The 16216-nt window shown below is 63.2% G+C and carries 17 protein-coding genes; 6 read left to right on the top strand and 11 right to left on the bottom strand.

Translation table 11 applies throughout. From position 1 onward, the window contains the following. Positions 1–242: 242 nt before the first annotated feature. Both H2LOC_RS07525 and H2LOC_RS07520 read right to left on the bottom strand, forming a co-directional pair. On the bottom strand, positions 243–1988 hold the full coding sequence (locus H2LOC_RS07525) for a SulP family inorganic anion transporter (RefSeq protein WP_136495836.1): 1746 nt from the start codon (positions 1986–1988) through the stop codon (positions 243–245). After that, complete coding sequence (locus tag H2LOC_RS07520) at positions 1985–3013, bottom strand: sulfate ABC transporter substrate-binding protein (protein WP_136495835.1); 1029 nt, start codon at positions 3011–3013, stop codon at positions 1985–1987. Before H2LOC_RS07520 ends, H2LOC_RS07525 begins: the two co-directional genes overlap by 4 nt. Before the next feature lie 343 nt (positions 3014–3356). On the opposite strand from H2LOC_RS07520, the gene leuS reads away from it, so the two are divergent. Genes leuS through holA form a run of 3 tightly spaced genes read left to right on the top strand, consistent with a single transcriptional unit; the run spans position 3357 to position 7514 of the window. Continuing rightward, positions 3357–5978: a leucine--tRNA ligase gene (leuS, locus tag H2LOC_RS07515; protein ID WP_136495834.1), complete on the top strand. Its 2622-nt coding sequence runs from the start codon at positions 3357–3359 to the stop codon at positions 5976–5978. Then, positions 5965–6501 (top strand): LPS assembly lipoprotein LptE, encoded by a 537-nt coding sequence (locus H2LOC_RS07510; protein WP_136495833.1) that lies wholly within the window; start codon positions 5965–5967, stop codon positions 6499–6501. Before leuS ends, H2LOC_RS07510 begins: the two co-directional genes overlap by 14 nt. A gap of 11 nt (positions 6502–6512) precedes the next feature. Next, positions 6513–7514, top strand: coding sequence for a DNA polymerase III subunit delta (gene holA, locus H2LOC_RS07505; RefSeq protein ID WP_136495832.1), 1002 nt, complete (start codon positions 6513–6515; stop codon positions 7512–7514). Positions 7515–7526: 12 nt separating this feature from the next. Here the strand turns inward: holA and H2LOC_RS07500 are convergent, their stop codons facing one another. The 7 genes from H2LOC_RS07500 to H2LOC_RS07470 all read right to left on the bottom strand — a co-directional run bounded on the left by H2LOC_RS07500 (position 7527) and on the right by H2LOC_RS07470 (position 11479). Beyond that, entirely contained in the window at positions 7527–7943 is a 417-nt protein-coding gene (locus tag H2LOC_RS07500; protein WP_136495831.1) for a hypothetical protein, read from the bottom strand. A 33-nt stretch (positions 7944–7976) separates the two neighbouring features. After that, positions 7977–8663: a phosphoribosylformylglycinamidine synthase subunit PurQ gene (gene purQ, locus H2LOC_RS07495; protein WP_136495830.1), complete on the bottom strand. Its 687-nt coding sequence runs from the start codon at positions 8661–8663 to the stop codon at positions 7977–7979. 12 nt (positions 8664–8675) lie between these two features. Continuing rightward, positions 8676–8912, bottom strand: coding sequence for a phosphoribosylformylglycinamidine synthase subunit PurS (purS, locus tag H2LOC_RS07490; RefSeq protein ID WP_136497028.1), 237 nt, complete (start codon positions 8910–8912; stop codon positions 8676–8678). A gap of 175 nt (positions 8913–9087) precedes the next feature. Next, positions 9088–9603, bottom strand: coding sequence for a DUF3280 domain-containing protein (locus tag H2LOC_RS07485; RefSeq protein WP_136495829.1), 516 nt, complete (start codon positions 9601–9603; stop codon positions 9088–9090). Beyond that, positions 9600–10079, bottom strand: coding sequence for a hypothetical protein (locus H2LOC_RS07480; protein WP_154331594.1), 480 nt, complete (start codon positions 10077–10079; stop codon positions 9600–9602). The genes H2LOC_RS07485 and H2LOC_RS07480 overlap by 4 nt, the downstream gene beginning before the upstream one ends. Before the next feature lie 139 nt (positions 10080–10218). Further along, positions 10219–10611, bottom strand: a complete 393-nt coding sequence (locus H2LOC_RS07475; RefSeq protein ID WP_136495828.1) for a hypothetical protein — start codon at positions 10609–10611, stop codon at positions 10219–10221. Positions 10612–10729: 118 nt separating this feature from the next. Further along, the gene (locus H2LOC_RS07470) at positions 10730–11479 is read right to left on the bottom strand and encodes a phosphodiester glycosidase family protein (protein ID WP_136495827.1); all 750 of its coding nucleotides are present in this window, start codon (positions 11477–11479) and stop codon (positions 10730–10732) included. A 169-nt stretch (positions 11480–11648) separates the two neighbouring features. On the opposite strand from H2LOC_RS07470, the gene H2LOC_RS07465 reads away from it, so the two are divergent. Both H2LOC_RS07465 and ribB read left to right on the top strand, forming a co-directional pair. Next, positions 11649–12053: a hypothetical protein gene (locus H2LOC_RS07465; RefSeq protein WP_136495826.1), complete on the top strand. Its 405-nt coding sequence runs from the start codon at positions 11649–11651 to the stop codon at positions 12051–12053. Between the two features lie 110 nt (positions 12054–12163). After that, the gene (gene ribB / locus H2LOC_RS07460) at positions 12164–13282 is read left to right on the top strand and encodes a 3,4-dihydroxy-2-butanone-4-phosphate synthase (protein ID WP_425487326.1); all 1119 of its coding nucleotides are present in this window, start codon (positions 12164–12166) and stop codon (positions 13280–13282) included. Here ribB and H2LOC_RS07455 read toward each other — a convergent pair. Both H2LOC_RS07455 and H2LOC_RS07450 read right to left on the bottom strand, forming a co-directional pair. Beyond that, complete coding sequence (locus tag H2LOC_RS07455; protein ID WP_136495824.1) at positions 13257–14291, bottom strand: DUF4062 domain-containing protein; 1035 nt, start codon at positions 14289–14291, stop codon at positions 13257–13259. The two genes, ribB and H2LOC_RS07455, sit on opposite strands and share 26 nt — an antisense overlap. 109 nt (positions 14292–14400) lie before the next feature. Then, entirely contained in the window at positions 14401–15006 is a 606-nt protein-coding gene (locus tag H2LOC_RS07450; protein ID WP_136495823.1) for a L,D-transpeptidase, read from the bottom strand. Between the two features lie 232 nt (positions 15007–15238). Here H2LOC_RS07450 and H2LOC_RS07445 point away from each other — a divergent pair, with 232 nt between their 5' ends. Further along, positions 15239–16168 carry a histone deacetylase family protein gene (locus H2LOC_RS07445; protein WP_154331593.1) on the top strand — a complete coding sequence of 310 codons (930 nt, stop codon included), beginning with the start codon at positions 15239–15241 and terminating at the stop codon, positions 16166–16168. Positions 16169–16216: the final 48 nt, after the last annotated feature.

The raw sequence follows: 16216 nt of genomic DNA, 5'->3' as shown, positions 1-16216 counted from the left end.
CTATAGCCCGTCATGAATGACGGGCGTCCAAAAGGACGCCCTATAGCCCGTCATGAATGACGGGCGTCCAAAAGGACGCCTTATGATCGTTCGAGCGATAAGAAATCGCGCAAAATCAATACATGGAGCGCATTCTTGTCGCAAAAGTCCGCCAACTTTTGCGGAATGCGCTCTAAAGAAAACCTGGACGCGAGGGGGCAGGGCGCCCCTTCGCGTCTCTTCATCCGAGGACGCTATTCGCTTCACACCAGATAGCGAAGCTTGTCTTCCTGTTCGCTTTGCTGCGCCGACAAGGCTGCGCGCACGCCGCGGATCGCCGCGAGCGTCGCAGAATCTTCGTCCGAGCCTTGTTGGAACAGGCGCTCTTTGGGGACCCACGCGGCAAAGCCGAGGTGAGCGAAGCATTCGACCAGATCGGGCTTGAGCCCGGCGAGCCAGACGGCGACGCCCTCGGCCTGGGTTTCCTTGAGGAAGTGTTCGAGATGCTCCAGGCTCACCATGTCGGGGTTTCGCACGCGTTTGAGCCGCAGCACGATATGGCGAAGCCCTTGTTCGCGCGCGCGGACCATCAGGCTTTCGAGGGTCCGTTCGAGTTCGGGGCCGGCGCCGAAGAATAGTTCGCCCTCGAGATCATAGAGAACGTAACCTTCGTTCGGAGGATCGGCGGGCCGACGCTCGCGCACGACCTCGTCTTTATCGACCACGAGCTCCACCGCCCTGAGCCTCGCCGCTCGGGGAACGAACAGCAGGATCGAAAGCGCGACCCCGATCAATATCGCCTCGTCCAGTCCAAAGGCGATGGCGCTGAGCGACGTGACCGCCATGACGCTGGCGTCGACGCGGGTCGACCTCATCGCATAGCCGAGACGATGAAGGTCGATGAGCCGCGTCGCGGTGAGCAGCAGCAGGGCGGCGAGGGCGGGCTTGGGCGCGAAGCGCGCGAGCGGCGCCAGCGCGAGCACGGCGGCCGCGACGAAAAGCGCGGTGAGAATGCCGGAAAACCGGGTCGCAGCCCCGGCCTGGAAATTAATGGCGGAACGCGACAGCGAGCCGGAGCCGGGCAGGCACTGGAAGAAGCCTCCGGCGAGATTGGCGACGCCTTCGGCGAGGCATTGCCGATTGTAGTCCAGCGGCTGGCGAGTCTGATGTGCGATCGATTTCGCGATCGCGAGGGCTTCGAGCAGGCCGAGGAAGGCGATCGCGGCGGCGTCCGAGGCAAGATCCCTGAACCACGACAGCTCGACGCGCGGGATATGCGGCGCGGGCAGGCTGCTCGGCACGGCGCCGGAAACCGCGATCAGGGTCTTGCCGTCGGCTCCGGGAATGGTCCAACCGGCGATATAGGCGCCGATGCCGACGATCACGAGCGCAAGGAGCATGTCGAATTGCGGCAGCTTGTAGCGGCGCACGAAACGGCGCAGCAGCACGGCGAGGACGAGGGTCGTCACGGTCACCGCTATCGCCTTGTAGTTCAGGGGGTCGCCCTGGGTCAGGGTGATCCAGAGGCGATATAGAATATGCTGCGCGCCCGTGCCTTTGTCGCGCACGCCGAGCGCGTTGCCGACCTGGCCCAGCGCAAGCAGAAGGCTCGCCGCGCTCATGAAACCCAGGATGACCGCCTCCGAAATGTAGCGCGTCAGGTCGCCGAGGCGAAAGAAAGCGATCGAAATCTGGATCGTTCCGATCAGGGCGCCGAGGAGAAAGGTCGCTTCCGCCGCTTCGACTCTCTGCTCGGAATCGAAACTGGCGAGGGCGCCGAAAACGACCAGGGAAATCGCGCTGGTCGGGCCGTTGATGAGATGCGAGGAAGACCCGAAGACGGAAGCTACCGCGGTGACGACAATCGCCGAATAGAGGCCGTAGCGCGGATCGATGCCGGCGAGCAGCGCATAGGCCATCCCCTGGGGCAGAGAGATAGCCGCGACGGTCAGACCGGCGATGAAATCGCGGCGCAGCGCCGTTCGGTCATATCGGATAGCCGTTATCATTGCTTCGGAGCTCCCAATACGTCGTCGATCACCCCATTCTCGGCAAAGAACCTGTCGTTCGCGTCGCTCCAGTCGCGAGCGATTTCGGTGATCGGAATGAGGTTTATTTTGGGGAAGGAGACGCCGGCCGCCTTTGCGGCGTCAGGATTGACCGGCCGGTAACCCAGTTTGGCGATGCGCTTTTGGGCTTCGTCGCTGAAGAGAAAATTGAGATAGGCCCGGGCCGCGGGGAGATCGCCCTTATGGGCGGGGGATTTGTCGAGCCAGGCGACCACGGGTTCGGCGCGGATGCTGATCGGCGGATAGATGATTTCGAGTTTTCCGCCGGATTGCGCGACTTCCCTGAGCGCTTCGTTCTCCCAAACGAGATGGACGTCGCCTTGTTCCTGCGTGGCGAAACTGATCGCCGCGCCGCGCGCGCCTTCGGCCAGCGCCGAGGCATGGCGGTAAAATTCCCGCAGATAGCCGCGCGCCTCGGCTTCGGAGCCGCCGCGTGTGACGATGGCGGCCCATGCGGCAAGGGCGGAGAGCTTGCCGTTGCCGGAGGTTCTGGGATCCGGCGTGACGATGTCCACGCCTGGCTGGAGCAGATCGGGCCAATCCTTGATCGAATGGGGATTGCCTTTGCGGACGACGAAAACGATCGTCGAGCCGTAGGGAGAGGAATGATTGGGCAACCGCGAGGCCCAGTCGTTCGCAACGAGCCCCCTCTTGCGCAGGCTGTCGATGTCGGAATAGAGGCCGAGCGTCACGACGTCGGCTTTCAGTTCGCCGCTGACGACTTTGCGGGCTTGCCGGCTCGATCCGCCGTGAGACTGAACGATATTCAGGCCTCGGCCCGTTTCTTTGCGATAGGCCTCGATGAAGAGCGGGTTGATCTCCTGATATAGCTCGCGCGTCGGATCATAGGAGACGTTGATCAGTTGCTCGTCGGCCTTGCCCGGTGCGTTTGTCACCGCGATCAGGGTCAGTCCCGCCGCTGCGGCGGCCATTGCGACGGCGTTCAGCCAGTTGCTGCTCTTCATGCCAATTTCCATTAATCAGGCCGCGCGGTCCGAGGTGGCGTTCGCGTAGCAGTACATAAAGTTGATAGAAATAATATTCTATGTCAACTGCGGCTCGGCTGCGACAGGCGCGGTCGAACCCGCGCCGACGGGCCGACAAAGGGACGGCGCCGGTCCGGCGTTAGGCCTTTGACAAGCCGCGTTGCGCCCGGCATTACAGGGAAAACCCGCTAGCGCGCATTCCGCTCGAACGGAATCGTCCGAGCGACAGGAAATCGCGCCACGTTTAGGAGTGGGAGCGCATTATCGCAAAAGCCTGTCAGCTTTTGCGATAATGCGCTCTAGAGCCGGACCAATCCCGATCATGAGAGCCGAACGCTATAATTTCGCCGCTGTCGAACCCAAGTGGCGAAAAATCTGGGAAGACGCGCAGGTCTTCAAGGCGGGGGCGCACCCCGAAAAGCCCAAATATTACGTGCTGGAGATGTTCCCCTATCCCTCCGGGCGCATCCACATGGGCCATGTGCGCAACTATTCCATGGGCGACGTCATCGCCCGCTTCATGCGCGCCAAAGGCTCCGACGTGCTGCATCCCATGGGCTGGGACGCCTTCGGACTTCCAGCCGAAAACGCGGCCATGCAGGGCAAGCGCCACCCCGCCGAATGGACCTACGCCAATATCGCGTCGATGCGCGCCCAGCTCAAGTCGCTCGGCCTTTCGCTCGATTGGTCGCGGGAGATCGCGACTTGCGATCCCGCCTATTACGGCCGCCAGCAACAGCTCTTTCTCGATTTTCTGCGCGCCGGGATCGTCGACCGTAAGCAGTCCAAGGTCAATTGGGACCCGGTGGATCACACCGTGCTGGCGAACGAGCAGGTGATCGATGGGCGCGGCTGGCGCTCGGGCGCGCTGGTGGAGCAGCGCGACCTGACCCAGTGGTTCTTCAAGATCACCGACTACTCGGAGGATCTGCTCGCGGGCCTGGAGACGCTCGAGCGATGGCCTGAAAAAGTGCGGCTGATGCAGCACAACTGGATCGGCCGTTCGGAAGGGTTGCTGCTGCGCTTCGCGCTTGCGTCGGCTCTGGGCGAAGCCCGCGAGATCGAAGTCTTCACCACGCGGCCGGATACGCTGTTCGGCGCAAAGTTCCTCGCGGTGGCGGCGGATCACCCTCTGGCGCAGTCGCTTGCCGCGGACAATGCGGCGCTCGGGGCGTTCATCGACGAATGCCACCAGATGGGCACCTCGGTCGCGGCGATCGAGACGGCCGAGAAAAAGGGCTTCGACACCGGGTTGAAGGTCCGCCACCCGTTCGACGAAAACTGGCTGCTGCCGGTCTATGTCGCCAATTTCGTGCTCATGGATTACGGCACGGGCGCGATCTTCGGTTGCCCGGCCCATGACCAGCGCGATCTGGATTTCTCCCGGATTTTCGGCCTCGGCGCGACCCCTGTGGTGTGTCCCGAAGGCGTGGACCCGGCGAGCCTCAAAGTGACCGACGAGGCCTTTGAGGGCGAGGGACGGCTGATCAATTCGGACTTCCTCGACGGGCTGACCGTGGCGGAAGCGAAGGAGGCGGCGGCTTCCCGGCTCGAGCGAACGCTGCTGTTCGGCGCCCCGCAGGGCAAGCGCAAGGTCAATTACAAGCTGCGCGACTGGGGCGTCTCGCGCCAGCGCTATTGGGGCTGCCCGATCCCGATCATCCACTGCGACGATTGCGGCGCGGTTCCGGTTCCCTCCGCCGATCTGCCCGTCACCTTGCCCGAGGACGTCACCTTCGACCAGCCCGGCAATCCGCTGGATCGCCATCCGACCTGGAAGCATGTCGCCTGTCCGAACTGCGGCAAGCCGGCGCGGCGCGAGACCGACACGATGGACACTTTCGTCGACTCGTCCTGGTATTACGCGCGCTTCGCCGATCCGCACAATGCTTCGGCGCCGGCGGACAGGGAGGCGCTGCGCCGCTGGCTGCCGGTGGACCAATACATCGGCGGCATCGAGCACGCGATCCTGCATCTGCTCTATTCGCGCTTCTTCGCCCGCGCCATGCGTGATTCCGGCCATGGGGACATCGCCGAGCCTTTCTCTGGCCTGTTCACCCAGGGCATGGTGGTGCACGAAACCTACAAAGGCCCGGAGGGCTGGGTTTCTCCCGCCGAGATCCGCTTCGAGACCAACGAAAAGGGCCGGCGCGCCTTCCTGATCGAGGACGGCGCCGAAGTCGTCATCGGCTCGATCGAGAAGATGTCGAAGTCCAAGAAGAATACCGTCGACCCCGACGACATCATCGCGAGCTACGGCGCCGACACCGCGCGGCTTTTCGTGCTTTCGGACTCGCCGCCGGACCGCGACGTGATCTGGTCGGACGAAGGCGCGCAGGGAGCGTGGCGCTTCGTGCAGCGCCTGTGGCGCCTAACCGGCGAAGCCGGCTGCGTCGCCGCCCCGATCGATGCGCCGGCTCCGGCGCAGTTCGGCGAAGAGGCGACCAGGCTGCGCCAGGCGACCCACCGCGCCGTCGCCCAGGTGAGCGAAAACATCGAGCGCCTGCGCTTCAACAGCGCGATCGCCCGCATCCGCGAATTCGCCAATGAGCTGACGACGGCGCTGGACGCCGTGACCGAAGAGGGCGTTTCCGACGATCTGGCTTTCGCTTTCCGCGAGGCCGCCGAAAAGCTGATCCTTCTGGTGGCGCCGATGACGCCTCACGTCGCCGAGGAATGCTGGGAGGATCTCGGTCATGAGGATCTGGCGGCGCAGGCTTCCTGGCCGGTCGCCGATCCTACCCTGATCGCCCAGGAACTGATAAGCTTGCCGGTGCAGGTCAATGGAAAGAAGCGCGCCGAGATTCTGGTCGCGCATGACGCGGACGAGGCGACGGTCCGGGCCGAAGCCTTGAAGCAGGAAGGCGTGCAGCGCGCGCTGGAGGGCCGGCCGGTGAAGAAGTTCATTCTCGTTCCGAAGAGGATCGTCAATGTCGTGGTTTGATCGGGGGCGGCGTCGGGCTCGCGTTCTCGCCGCCGTGGCGTTGGCCGCCACGGCTTTGTCGGGCTGCATAGAGCCCATGTACGGCCCGCTGAGCTCGAACGCCGGCCTCGCCGACGAACTTCAGGCGATCGACGTCGTTCCGATTCCCGACCGGCTCGGGCATTTCGTGCGCAACGAGCTGATCTTCGCGCTCAACGGCACCGGCTCGCATGTCACGCCGCGCTACCGCCTGACGGTGACGCTGCGGGAAAGCGCCCGCACGCCGATCATCGACACGGTGACCTCGCGCGCGACCTCCGCCACCGTGATCGTCGACGCGCAATATGCGCTCGTGACCTTGCCCGACGAAAAAGAAATCACCAAGGGCGTGGCTTTGAACATTGCGAGCTACGACCGTTTCAGCAACCGGTTGACCAATATTCGCGCCGCGCGCGACGCCGAGAACCGCAACGCCAGGGTGATCGCCGACGAAATCAGGACCAGAGTCGCCACGGCGCTGGCCTCGCGTCCGCCGGCGCCTTAGCTTTCCCGCGGATGGTCGCGATCAGAAAGGGCGATGCGGAACGCTTCATCGAAGCGCCGCCCGCGCATGTGTTTCTGTTTCTCGTGCATGGCTCGGACGCCGGGCTGGTGCGCGAACGCGCCCTGCGCCTCGCCGAGCGTCGGGTCGACGACCGCCGCGATCCTTTCCAGTTCGTCGAAATGAACGGCGACGCGGTGGCCGCCGATCCGCTTACGCTGCTCGACGAGGCCAACACCGTGCCGCTCTTTGGCGGCCGGCGCGCTTTGCTGGTCGAGACCGGGGCAAAGGCGGTGGCGCCGGCCGTCGAAAAGCTCCTGGCTGCGCCGCCGAGGGACTGCAGCGTCATACTCACGGCGGGAGCGTTGCGCAGGGACGCGCCGCTGCGCAAATTGATCGAGGGCGCCAAGGACGGCGCCGCGATCGAATGTTCGCCCGACAGCGATGCGGATGTGAACGCGCTGATCGACAGGACGCTGCATGAGGCCGGGCTCGCGATCTCCTCGGAAGCGCGCGCGCTGCTGCAGGCGGCGCTCGGCGAAGACCGGCTGATGAGCCGCTCGGAATTGCAGAAGCTCCTGCTTTACATGCATGGGCGCAAGCGCATCGAGCCGACCGACATATTGGAGATCGTGGCGCACGCCTCGAAAAGCGCCGCCGATTCCGTGATGCTGGACGCCTTCAGCGGGAGAATGCGGGCGGCGGGCGCCGATTTCGACGAGACCCTGGCGCAGGGCGGCGATCCGACGCTGCTGATCTCCAACGCCTTGCGCTACGCCCTCTCGCTGCATCGCGGGCGCATCGGGGGCGGCCTGATGACGGTGAAGCGCGGCGGCTTTTTCGCCGTTCCCGACTCGGTGATCGAGGCCCATCTCAAGCTTTGGCCGGCGCCGCGGCTCGCCGCCCTCATCGAGACCCTGCGCGCCGCGCAGGGCAGGGCGCGGGCTCACGCCGACATGGCGCGGGTGGAAGCCGCGCGCGCCTTGATGACCATCGCCCATGGCGCGGGGCGGTGAGCCGCCGTAAAGCTATTGGCAGTGCAGGTAATAGCCGCCGCTGACGCCGGTCAGTCGGTCGTTTTCGGCGCTCCACTGCACCGAACCGCTGCGCCGGCATCTGTCGTTGATGCTGGAGCCGCGCTCATAGACGGCTTCCTGTTCCGCCGAATGGGCGTCCTTGCGGAGCTTGAAGCCCTCGCCGAGCAGCGCGGCGATCATGGCCGATTCGGATGAGCCTTTGGGAAAGCGCTTGTCGAGACGGGCGAGGAAAGCTTCCTGGCTACCTGCGGCGCTGGAGTCCTCGAGCCCCTGCAATAGGGCCGGGACCGCGGGCGGCTCGCTGAACTGCCAGATGCGCGCGCCGAAGGCCGCCAGCAGCGCGGCCAGGGCGGCGAGGCCCAGTCCCAAGGCGACTGGAAATTTCTTGCGTCCGCTGCTCTCCGGCATGTTGCCCACCCTCCGAAAGGCGACCAGCCGCGCTCAGGCGGCGGCGAGGCTTTCGAACAGGCCGCGCCCGTCGATCCCGCCGGCGAGCGGGTCGATCAGATTTTCGGGGTGCGGCATCAGTCCCAGCACATTGCGCCGATCAGAAAAAATCCCGGCGATGTCGTTGCGCGAGCCGTTGGGATTGGCCGCGCCGCCGACGCGGCCCTGCGCGTCGCAATAACGGAAGGCCACGAGACCCTCGCCCTCCAGCCGCTCGATGGTGGCGTCGTCGGCCTCGTAATTGCCCTCGCCATGGGCGATGGCGACCTCGATCGTCTGGCCGGCGGCATAATGGCGGGTGAAGGGGGTGTCGCTGCGCTCGACGCGAAGATGCTGCATCTTGCACACGAAACGCAGATTGGCGTTGCGCATCAGGACGCCCGGCAGCAGCCCGCTCTCGCAGAGAATCTGGAAGCCGTTGCAGACCCCGAGCACGAGGCCGCCGCGCGCGGCGTGAGCCCGCACCGCGTCCATGATCGCAGCGCGTCCGGCGACGGCTCCGCAGCGCAGATAGTCGCCATAGGAAAAGCCTCCCGGCAGCACGACGAGGTCCGTGCCCGCGGGGAGTTCATGGTCGCCGTGCCAGAGCATGTCGGGCTTGCGGCCGGTCGCCTGTTGCAGTGCGCGGGCCATGTCGCCCTCGCGGTTGGAGCCGGGGAAGACGATGACGGCGGCTTTCATGAACGGCTCCGCTCAAAGCTCGATGTGGAAATTCTCGATCACGGTGTTGGCGAGCAGCTTCTCGCAGGCGGCGGTCAGCGCCTCGCGCGCCGCCTCCTTATCGGCCAGCGAAAGCTCGACGTCGAACACCTTGCCCTGCCGGACGCTGGCGACGCCGGGGACGCCGAGCGAGGAAAGCGCGCCTTCGATCGCCTTGCCCTGGGGGTCGAGTACGCCGTTTTTCAGGGTGACGATGACGCGGGCTTTCATGGCTCTTTCCACCGGCTGAGAACTGATGGCCATGGGTTAAAGGTCTCGGCGCGAAAGCGCAAGGTTTGCGTGGAGCGGGGCGGCGCGAGGAACCCGGGCCTGTGTATCGCGGCTTTGGGGCGCTGTCGCGGCCTGCCGGGAGGCGGGGGCTCGGGCTCCACGCCGCCGCCGCCGACTATTGGGCTTCCCCCTGGGCCATCTTGCGTGCGAGGCTTCGAGCGAAGAATTCCGCCGCTCGCGTCCAGGCTTCGTCGGTGTCGCCGCGGAAGCCGAAGTTCTGGATATAGACGGGCCGGTCGGTCGCGACTCTCTTGATCTCGATATCCATGCTGCCGACCAGCGTGCTGATCTTGTTGAATTTGCCTCGCATGACGAACTCGGCCCCCGCCTGTTGCGCGAGTTCGATCTCGCAGCCGTTGCAGTCGCGCAAGTATTGACGCGCCAGAATTTCATGAATTCTGGCTTCGAGCAGGGCATTGTCGGCGATCTGGTAGAGTCCGCGCCGGTCGAGCGCCTCGGCGATATGATCACGGATCATCGCCAGCCGGCGCTCATGCTCGGATCTGCGATCGACCGGCTCGTTGGACGTATCCAGAATCTCGAAGTTCAGTATGAGCAGGCGCGGCGCGGCGAGAGCCTGTCCGACGCCGACCAAGAAGAGCGCGCCGAAGGCGGCGACAAACCTCTTCATACGATCCTCCGGGCGTCGCGATTCGAGCGCCACGCGGCATGGACCACGGTCCCGGCCAGGACCAAAAAGCCGATCGTCACGGCCGAAAAGCTTATCGCGGCGAGGGGCGGGAAATGCGGCTCCGGCAGCAGAGCGGGATCGAGCTTGGGCGCAAGGGCGCGTCTCACGAAGGACAAGGGATTGACGAAGGCGCCGAAGCTCGCCGCCAGTATGGCCCAGCGCGGCGGCTCGATCTCATATTGGCGCGCGAGCAGGCCGAACAGAAAGAAGAACTGGGCCATCATCAGAAAATCGATATGTGCGCGGATGAGATCCTGACGCTCGACAATATGCCTCGCGAGTTCGCCGTTCGGAAAAAACAGCGTCACGCCCAGCGCCCAGGCGATGAGAAGCGCGATCGCGAGCAGCAGCGTGGCGTAGAGAAGCAGGAAACCCGCGCGGGACGGGAGTTTCTGGCTTATGGAGGCAAAGGTCATCGGGGTGGTCCTCGTTGTTTGGCGGCGGGCCTGAGAAGGCCTGACAAGACGCTCGAACGAAACGGAACCTCTCCCGTAAATGATGGGCAAATTGCCTTGATCGGGGCGGGTGCGCGGGCCGGGAGGCCCGGCGCGCCTGTCAGCGCGCGTCGGCGGCGACGTAGGTCGAGGTCAGCGTGGCCCCGGATCTTTCCGCGGTCATCGACAGTTCGAGTTCGTCGCCGTGCGTTCTGAGACGCAGCTGAAGGGCGCCGCCCCATGCGCCATGCGTATTCCAAGAGCCGCCGCCGACCGCGCCGTGCGGTCCGCCGACCACTCTGGCCGACCAGCCGTTGCTGCTCGAGATCAGATAGCCGTCGCCCTCCTGCTGGATGGTGATCGAGCAGGTCGGACATTGGCCTGCGGTGGAATAGGTCTGGAGCCAGGTTCCCAGCAGCGGATCGCCGCCGCCGCGCTCGCCATAAGCTTGCGCCAGCGCGCCGAGCGGCGTGAGGCAGGCGAGAAGACCAAGAGTCCGCAGGATCGATCGCATATCAGGAGCCTTCCAATATGGGCGCGCGCAGGATCGGGCGCGGCTTCGGTTAAGTATTCATTTTATTATGAATAGGGCAATGGCGCCGCGTGCGCGCTTATCGTCGCGGCTGCACAGGTCACGGTTTCTTCACCACGCCCACAATCGGTCCCATCGGCATGAAACGGTCGCGGCGCCCGAGTTCGGGAGCGTAAAGCGAGGAGATCGAGCCGTCGAGAAACAGGGCGTCGGCGCATTGCAGCCGTTCGCGGAAGAGATGGGCGAAGGCGTGGAAGGTGACAGGCTGGTTGGAGATCACGAAACGGACGAACCGCCCTTCCGCCACGCAGACGCCGTTACGGATCTTTTCCGAACTGCCGCTGTCATGAATGTGAGGGTTGATCCGGCCGCCGGACACCAGCAGCGGGCCTGACTGCGTGGCATAGGCGGGATGCAGACGGGAGCTGAGAAAACGGCCCGTTTCCGTGACCCCGGCTTTGCCATCGTCGATCCAGAACACGCCATTGGGCTTCATGTGGAAGTTGCCTGCGCCCGGGCGGGTGTTGGCGGGGTGAACGATCTGGCCGCGCTGGATGAACAGGCCTATCGGCTCGCGGTTCTGGTCGTACATCCCGGCGTTCATGGCGAAGGCCAGCGCTTCGCCCTTGGCGTTCAGCGCGCTTTCGAGAGCGGAAAAACTCCCCAACACCACGCCTTTGGAGTCCTCGAGGAACAGCCGTATGTCGCTCTTGCGCGCGTCGAACTCGCATATGGCGTAGGAGGCCGCTCCCTCTTCGAAATCGCGGCAGGCCGCCGCCGCGGGGACGCCCCATAAAACGGCCAGGACCAGAGCCAGGAAGAGCTTCTGCGGGTTCGACCGTCCGATCATTTTCCTTTGTCTCCTCAGCCGAAGCGGGCGGTCCGTGCGCGTTCGTGTGGCCAAAACCGTCGCCAAAATCAACGGCTAAAATTTGAGTGAAAACTGGGCGCGATTGGAAATGGTTTGGACCTAGAAACACCTTCAGGACGGTCGAAGCCATTCGGCTCGAGGAGGTCAGGTGCTCGGATTCGAAATCTGGAAAAACGGCAGGAAAGTCGCTGTAGCCGGGTTGGAGGACAGCGGCGCCGTATCCCTTATGCTGACCTGGGTCGGCAAGGGCGCCCTCGCTTCATCCCGCGCGGTCGAGGGCTCCGGGATAGACGGCCTCGATCTGCGGGTCGGCGGCATCGACACCTCCGACCCTCTCGGCGACCAGAGCGTGGAGTGGATCGAGGACACCGAGTTCCGCCTCGGCGACGAAATCCAGGTCAGGCTCGTCTCGGTCGCCGGCGCGGATGCGCCGATGCGGCGGGAGCCCACCAGAGCGCTGCTCGCGGGCGAGGCCGGCTACCGATTCGCGCCTTGTTCGAAATGCGGCGGCGTCCGGCTGCGTGAGCGCGCCGTCGAGCCGGATTTCAATTGAACGAAAGCGCCGCTTCGGCCGGATCGTCCGGCCGATTTCCTCCTCCGCCAGTTTCCATGCGGGCGGAAAGCGCGCTAGATGATCGGGAAACACAGCCAGCCGCGAAGCCTATGTCTCGCGCTTTTCCTGCTGTCCCGGAGTTAGCTTTGCCTCAGTCCATCATGCAAGCCCTGGAGGCTTTCGCCCGCGGCGAGATCGTGGTCGTGACCGACGACGACGACCGCGAGAACGAGGGCGATCTCGTCATCGCCGCATCGCTCTGCACGCCGGAAAAAATGGCCTTCATCATCCGCCATTGCTGCGGCATCGTCTGCGCTCCGCTGAGTTTGGAGGAAGCGCGGCGCCTGCATCTCGCACCGATGGTGGCGCAGAACGACGCCCCGCTCGGCACCGCCTTCACGGTCTCGGTGGACGTCCGGCACGGGCTCACCACCGGCATTTCGGCGGAGCAGCGCTGCAACACCGTGCGCGCGCTCGCCAACGGAAACATGGGCGCGGGCGATTTCGTCCGGCCCGGCCATGTGTTTCCCCTGATCGCCCGGGAGGGTGGCGTGCTCATGCGCTCGGGCCACACCGAGGCCGCGGTCGATCTGTGCCGTCTCTCCGGACTGCCCCCGGTCGGCGTCATTTGCGAGCTCGCCAATGACGACGGCACGGTGATGACCGGCGAGCAGATCACGCAATTCGCCCGCGAGCACAAGCTGGTGGTGGTGTCGGTCGCGGATCTCATCGCCTATCGCCAATCGCGCGAGAAACTGGTGGAGCGGGTCGCGACCTTTCCGGTGTCCACCGACGCCGGGGAAATGACCGGCCACGCCTATGTCACGCCTTTCGACAGCGTGCAGCATTTCGCTTTCGTGGTCGGCTCGATCGGCGACGGGCGCGACGTTCCAGCGCGGCTGCACCGCGCCGATATTCTGGCGGATGTCATGGGCGGGGCCGAGGTCATCAGGAAGACCCTGGCGCGTTTTTCCCGCGAGGGCAGGGGCGTGCTGGTTTACTTGCGCGACGGCGCCGCCGGCGTGCCCGCCAATGTGGTGCGGCCCCAGGCCGAGAACGCCGAGGAAAGCCGCAAGCGCAACTGGCACGATGTCGGGCTCGGGGCGCAGATATTGAAGGATCTCGGGGTTTCCTCGATTCGCCTGCGCAGCACCCAGCCCAAACCCCGCGCCTATATCGGGCTTTCGGGTTTCGGGATCGAGATCACGGCCGTGGAGCCGGTGGAGTAGGGGATTCTGCCGAATTGCGTCGGATGGCCGTGAGCTGTCCGATGTATTTCCGGCCTTTATCGGTTAACCTCCAATGTAACCGCTTGCCGATACCAGTGTCTTTCGTGATGGCTTCGATCAAGCCAAGGAATTCCAGTTGAGTACGAATTTGGGTAAATTCTTCTAGTCTTAGAGAAGCTTGGTTGGTGCTAATGTCTTGGCTATTACCGTATTTCTTGTTTATTATGTGTTGTGAAAGGAGTCCCATGATATTGTCTTCTGGTTTTTCGATGTATATATGCTCTATAAAAAACATAAATATTTCATCCCAACTCATTGAAAAGCTAAAATTTTCATATTCTCTCCCATTGAGGAATGACACGCATCTGATATTGTACAAATCTGCACCGCTGGATGTGTCTTTAGGGAATGAAACTGCGGCATTCTCGCTTTGCGTCACTTGGTTGCGAAGTTGATCAATTGTTTTTCTCGCTGCTTCAAGCTCTTTATAAACGTTGAGGTCCATTGCTTGATCGCCACGAATCCAGCCGATACCTGGTCGTCGCCTGATGGATGAGTTGATGCTGTCCTTCACTTTCCAAACGAGATCATCTGTTGTTTCCCAAAAATCTACTATCCTCTGTGATGATAACTCATCGCGGAATTTATTTAATTTATCGATTAAGTCAACGCTATTGTCCATCTCTCCAAACTTCAGGTTATTTATGTCTTTGTACAAGAAGGCGTGGACGGGAATTCCTTTCTTGCGCGCATATAAGTATTCTTTGTGAGTGTAGCTCAAACCGTCTGGCGCCAAGGAACCATAGCGGCCTTTTATAATAAGAATGTAGTAGTCAGTGTCGTCGATTTGAGGACGAATATATTCCATTTGCTCTTCGTCTGTGGCGCGAAACTGCTCCATTCCAACCGCAATGAGTCCTGTTTTTGTTAATTCGTAAATGACCCGTTCGCGCTCTTCCTTTAAATCGACATAAGTGGAGCTAACGAAAATCTGATAGCGCTTATTCATGCGGTGAGCCTCTTAGCCGAAACCAAACGCGAGAACCAAAACGAATCAAAAAGCCCGGCGAGCATCAAGCTGGCGCCGGGCTTTTTTCAAAACAACGCTGGCGTTGTGATCAGATCACCACCACCGGCGTGCCGACCTTGACGCGGTTGTAGAGGTCGATGGCGTCGATGTCGCGCATGCGGATGCAGCCCGACGACACGCCCTGGCCGATCTTGTCCGGCTCATTGGTGCCGTGAATGCGATACATCGAATCCTTGCCGCCCTGGAAAAGATAGAGCGCGCGCGAGCCCAGCGGATTGTCCGGGCCGCCTGGCAGCCCGCCGGCGTCGGCGGTCGGCTGCAGATGCGGCCAGCGCTCGAGCATGTCCTTGGGCGGCATCCAGCGCGGCCACTCCTGCATTGCGCCGACCGTGGCGCGACCGCTCCATCCCATCGCGTCCTTGCCGGTCGCGACGCCATAGCGGATGGCCTTGCCGCCGGGCTGGATGAAATAGAGGAAGTGGTTGCGCGAATCGACGATGACCGAACCCACCGGCTCGCTGGTCTTGTAATCGACCTGATAGCGATCGAATTCCGAGGGGATTTCCGCCTTGGGAGCCAGAGCCAGAAACTCGGCGTCGCGGCCGCTCACCTTGGGATCTGGCAGGTGAACGCCGTTACAGCCGGCTAGGAAGGCGAAGGCCAGTGTGGCGACCGCATATGACCCAACGCGCATCAAAATTCTCCCTTCCGCCGCAAAAAAGATGATTAGTCGTCTGATTACCATAAACTTGTGGCCATAGATTATGAGAACCGCAATTTTACTGTTATGTGTCCCCGGCGCCACACTCTCACGTCGTGCAAAGGCTCAGTCAAAGGCGGAAAACTCCATGTCTCTCGAACGCTTCGATCGCGCTCCGCCTGGAACGGCGCGAGCCAGGCCGCATTCCACCCCGGAGCGTTGAAACTTGCGCACTTTGCTCGTCACCCATCCTAGCTCCCTGGAGCACGAAATGGGACCGGGGCATCCGGAGCAACCCGCTCGGCTGACCGCGATCGAGACCGCCCTGGCCAAGGATAAGTTCGACAGGCTTGAAAGAACCATTGCCCCGATCGCCGAAAGCGAGCAACTGCGGCGCGTGCATCCTCAAAGCTATCTCCGCGCGCTGGAGGAGGCTTCCCCGCGCGAGGGGCTGGTTGCGCTCGACTCCGACACCGCGATGAACCCCAAGACGCTGGAGGCGGCGCAATTTGCGGCGGGAGCGGCCGTCGCGGCCGTCGATGCGGTGATGTCGCATAGCGCCGACACCGCCTTCGTCGCGGTCCGGCCGCCGGGCCATCACGCGGGGATCTCAACCGCGATGGGCTTTTGCTTCCTCAACAACGTCGCTATCGCCGCGCGCCACGCCATGGCCGTCCACAGCGCCGAGCGCATAGCCATCGTCGATTTCGACGTGCATCACGGCAATGGCACGCAGGAGATTTTCTGGGCCGAGAGGAATGTCCTGTACTGCTCCACCCATCAGGCGCCTTATTATCCCGGCTCCGGCGGGACGCTGGAAAAAGGCGAGTTCGGCAATATCGTCAACGCCCCGCTTTTCGCGGGTTCCGGCGGCGAGGTTTTCCACGAGGCGCTGGCCGATGCGATCCTGCCGCGCATGAATGAGTTCAGACCCGATCTGATACTGATTTCGGCGGGCTTCGACGCGCATGAACGCGACCCCCTCGGCGGGCTGCGGCTGAAGGAGAGGGATTATTCCGAGGCCACCAAGCGCCTGCTGGATCTCGCGGACCGGCGCTGCGGCGGGCGAATCGTATCGCTGCTGGAGGGCGGATATGATCTCGAAGCGCTCGGCGCCTCGGTCGCCGCCCATGTCGAGGCGCTGATGGGGGCGTGAGCCCGTCGAGCCGCAAGCGCTTAAAAAACAGCAAGGCCGCGGGCGTGA

The sequence above is a fragment of the Methylocystis heyeri genome (genome assembly GCF_004802635.2).
Classification (GTDB): domain Bacteria; phylum Pseudomonadota; class Alphaproteobacteria; order Rhizobiales; family Beijerinckiaceae; genus Methylocystis; species Methylocystis heyeri.
The sequence above is the reverse complement of the archived record's forward strand: the minus strand, read 5'-3'. Positions and strand labels throughout refer to the sequence as shown.

What these genes read in the sequence shown, in the direction of transcription:
- H2LOC_RS07525 (WP_136495836.1), bottom strand. Translation starts at nt 1,988, where the DNA reads ATGATAACGGCTATCCGATATGACCGAACGGCGCTGCGCCGCGATTTC.
- H2LOC_RS07520 (WP_136495835.1), bottom strand. Translation starts at nt 3,013, where the DNA reads ATGAAGAGCAGCAACTGGCTGAACGCCGTCGCAATGGCCGCCGCAGCG.
- leuS (WP_136495834.1), top strand. Translation starts at nt 3,357, where the DNA reads ATGAGAGCCGAACGCTATAATTTCGCCGCTGTCGAACCCAAGTGGCGA.
- H2LOC_RS07510 (WP_136495833.1), top strand. Translation starts at nt 5,965, where the DNA reads ATGTCGTGGTTTGATCGGGGGCGGCGTCGGGCTCGCGTTCTCGCCGCC.
- holA (WP_136495832.1), top strand. Translation starts at nt 6,513, where the DNA reads ATGGTCGCGATCAGAAAGGGCGATGCGGAACGCTTCATCGAAGCGCCG.
- H2LOC_RS07500 (WP_136495831.1), bottom strand. Translation starts at nt 7,943, where the DNA reads ATGCCGGAGAGCAGCGGACGCAAGAAATTTCCAGTCGCCTTGGGACTG.
- purQ (WP_136495830.1), bottom strand. Translation starts at nt 8,663, where the DNA reads ATGAAAGCCGCCGTCATCGTCTTCCCCGGCTCCAACCGCGAGGGCGAC.
- purS (WP_136497028.1), bottom strand. Translation starts at nt 8,912, where the DNA reads ATGAAAGCCCGCGTCATCGTCACCCTGAAAAACGGCGTACTCGACCCC.
- H2LOC_RS07485 (WP_136495829.1), bottom strand. Translation starts at nt 9,603, where the DNA reads ATGAAGAGGTTTGTCGCCGCCTTCGGCGCGCTCTTCTTGGTCGGCGTC.
- H2LOC_RS07480 (WP_154331594.1), bottom strand. Translation starts at nt 10,079, where the DNA reads ATGACCTTTGCCTCCATAAGCCAGAAACTCCCGTCCCGCGCGGGTTTC.
- H2LOC_RS07475 (WP_136495828.1), bottom strand. Translation starts at nt 10,611, where the DNA reads ATGCGATCGATCCTGCGGACTCTTGGTCTTCTCGCCTGCCTCACGCCG.
- H2LOC_RS07470 (WP_136495827.1), bottom strand. Translation starts at nt 11,479, where the DNA reads ATGATCGGACGGTCGAACCCGCAGAAGCTCTTCCTGGCTCTGGTCCTG.
- ribB (WP_425487326.1), top strand. Translation starts at nt 12,164, where the DNA reads ATGTCTCGCGCTTTTCCTGCTGTCCCGGAGTTAGCTTTGCCTCAGTCC.
- H2LOC_RS07455 (WP_136495824.1), bottom strand. Translation starts at nt 14,291, where the DNA reads ATGAATAAGCGCTATCAGATTTTCGTTAGCTCCACTTATGTCGATTTA.
- H2LOC_RS07450 (WP_136495823.1), bottom strand. Translation starts at nt 15,006, where the DNA reads ATGCGCGTTGGGTCATATGCGGTCGCCACACTGGCCTTCGCCTTCCTA.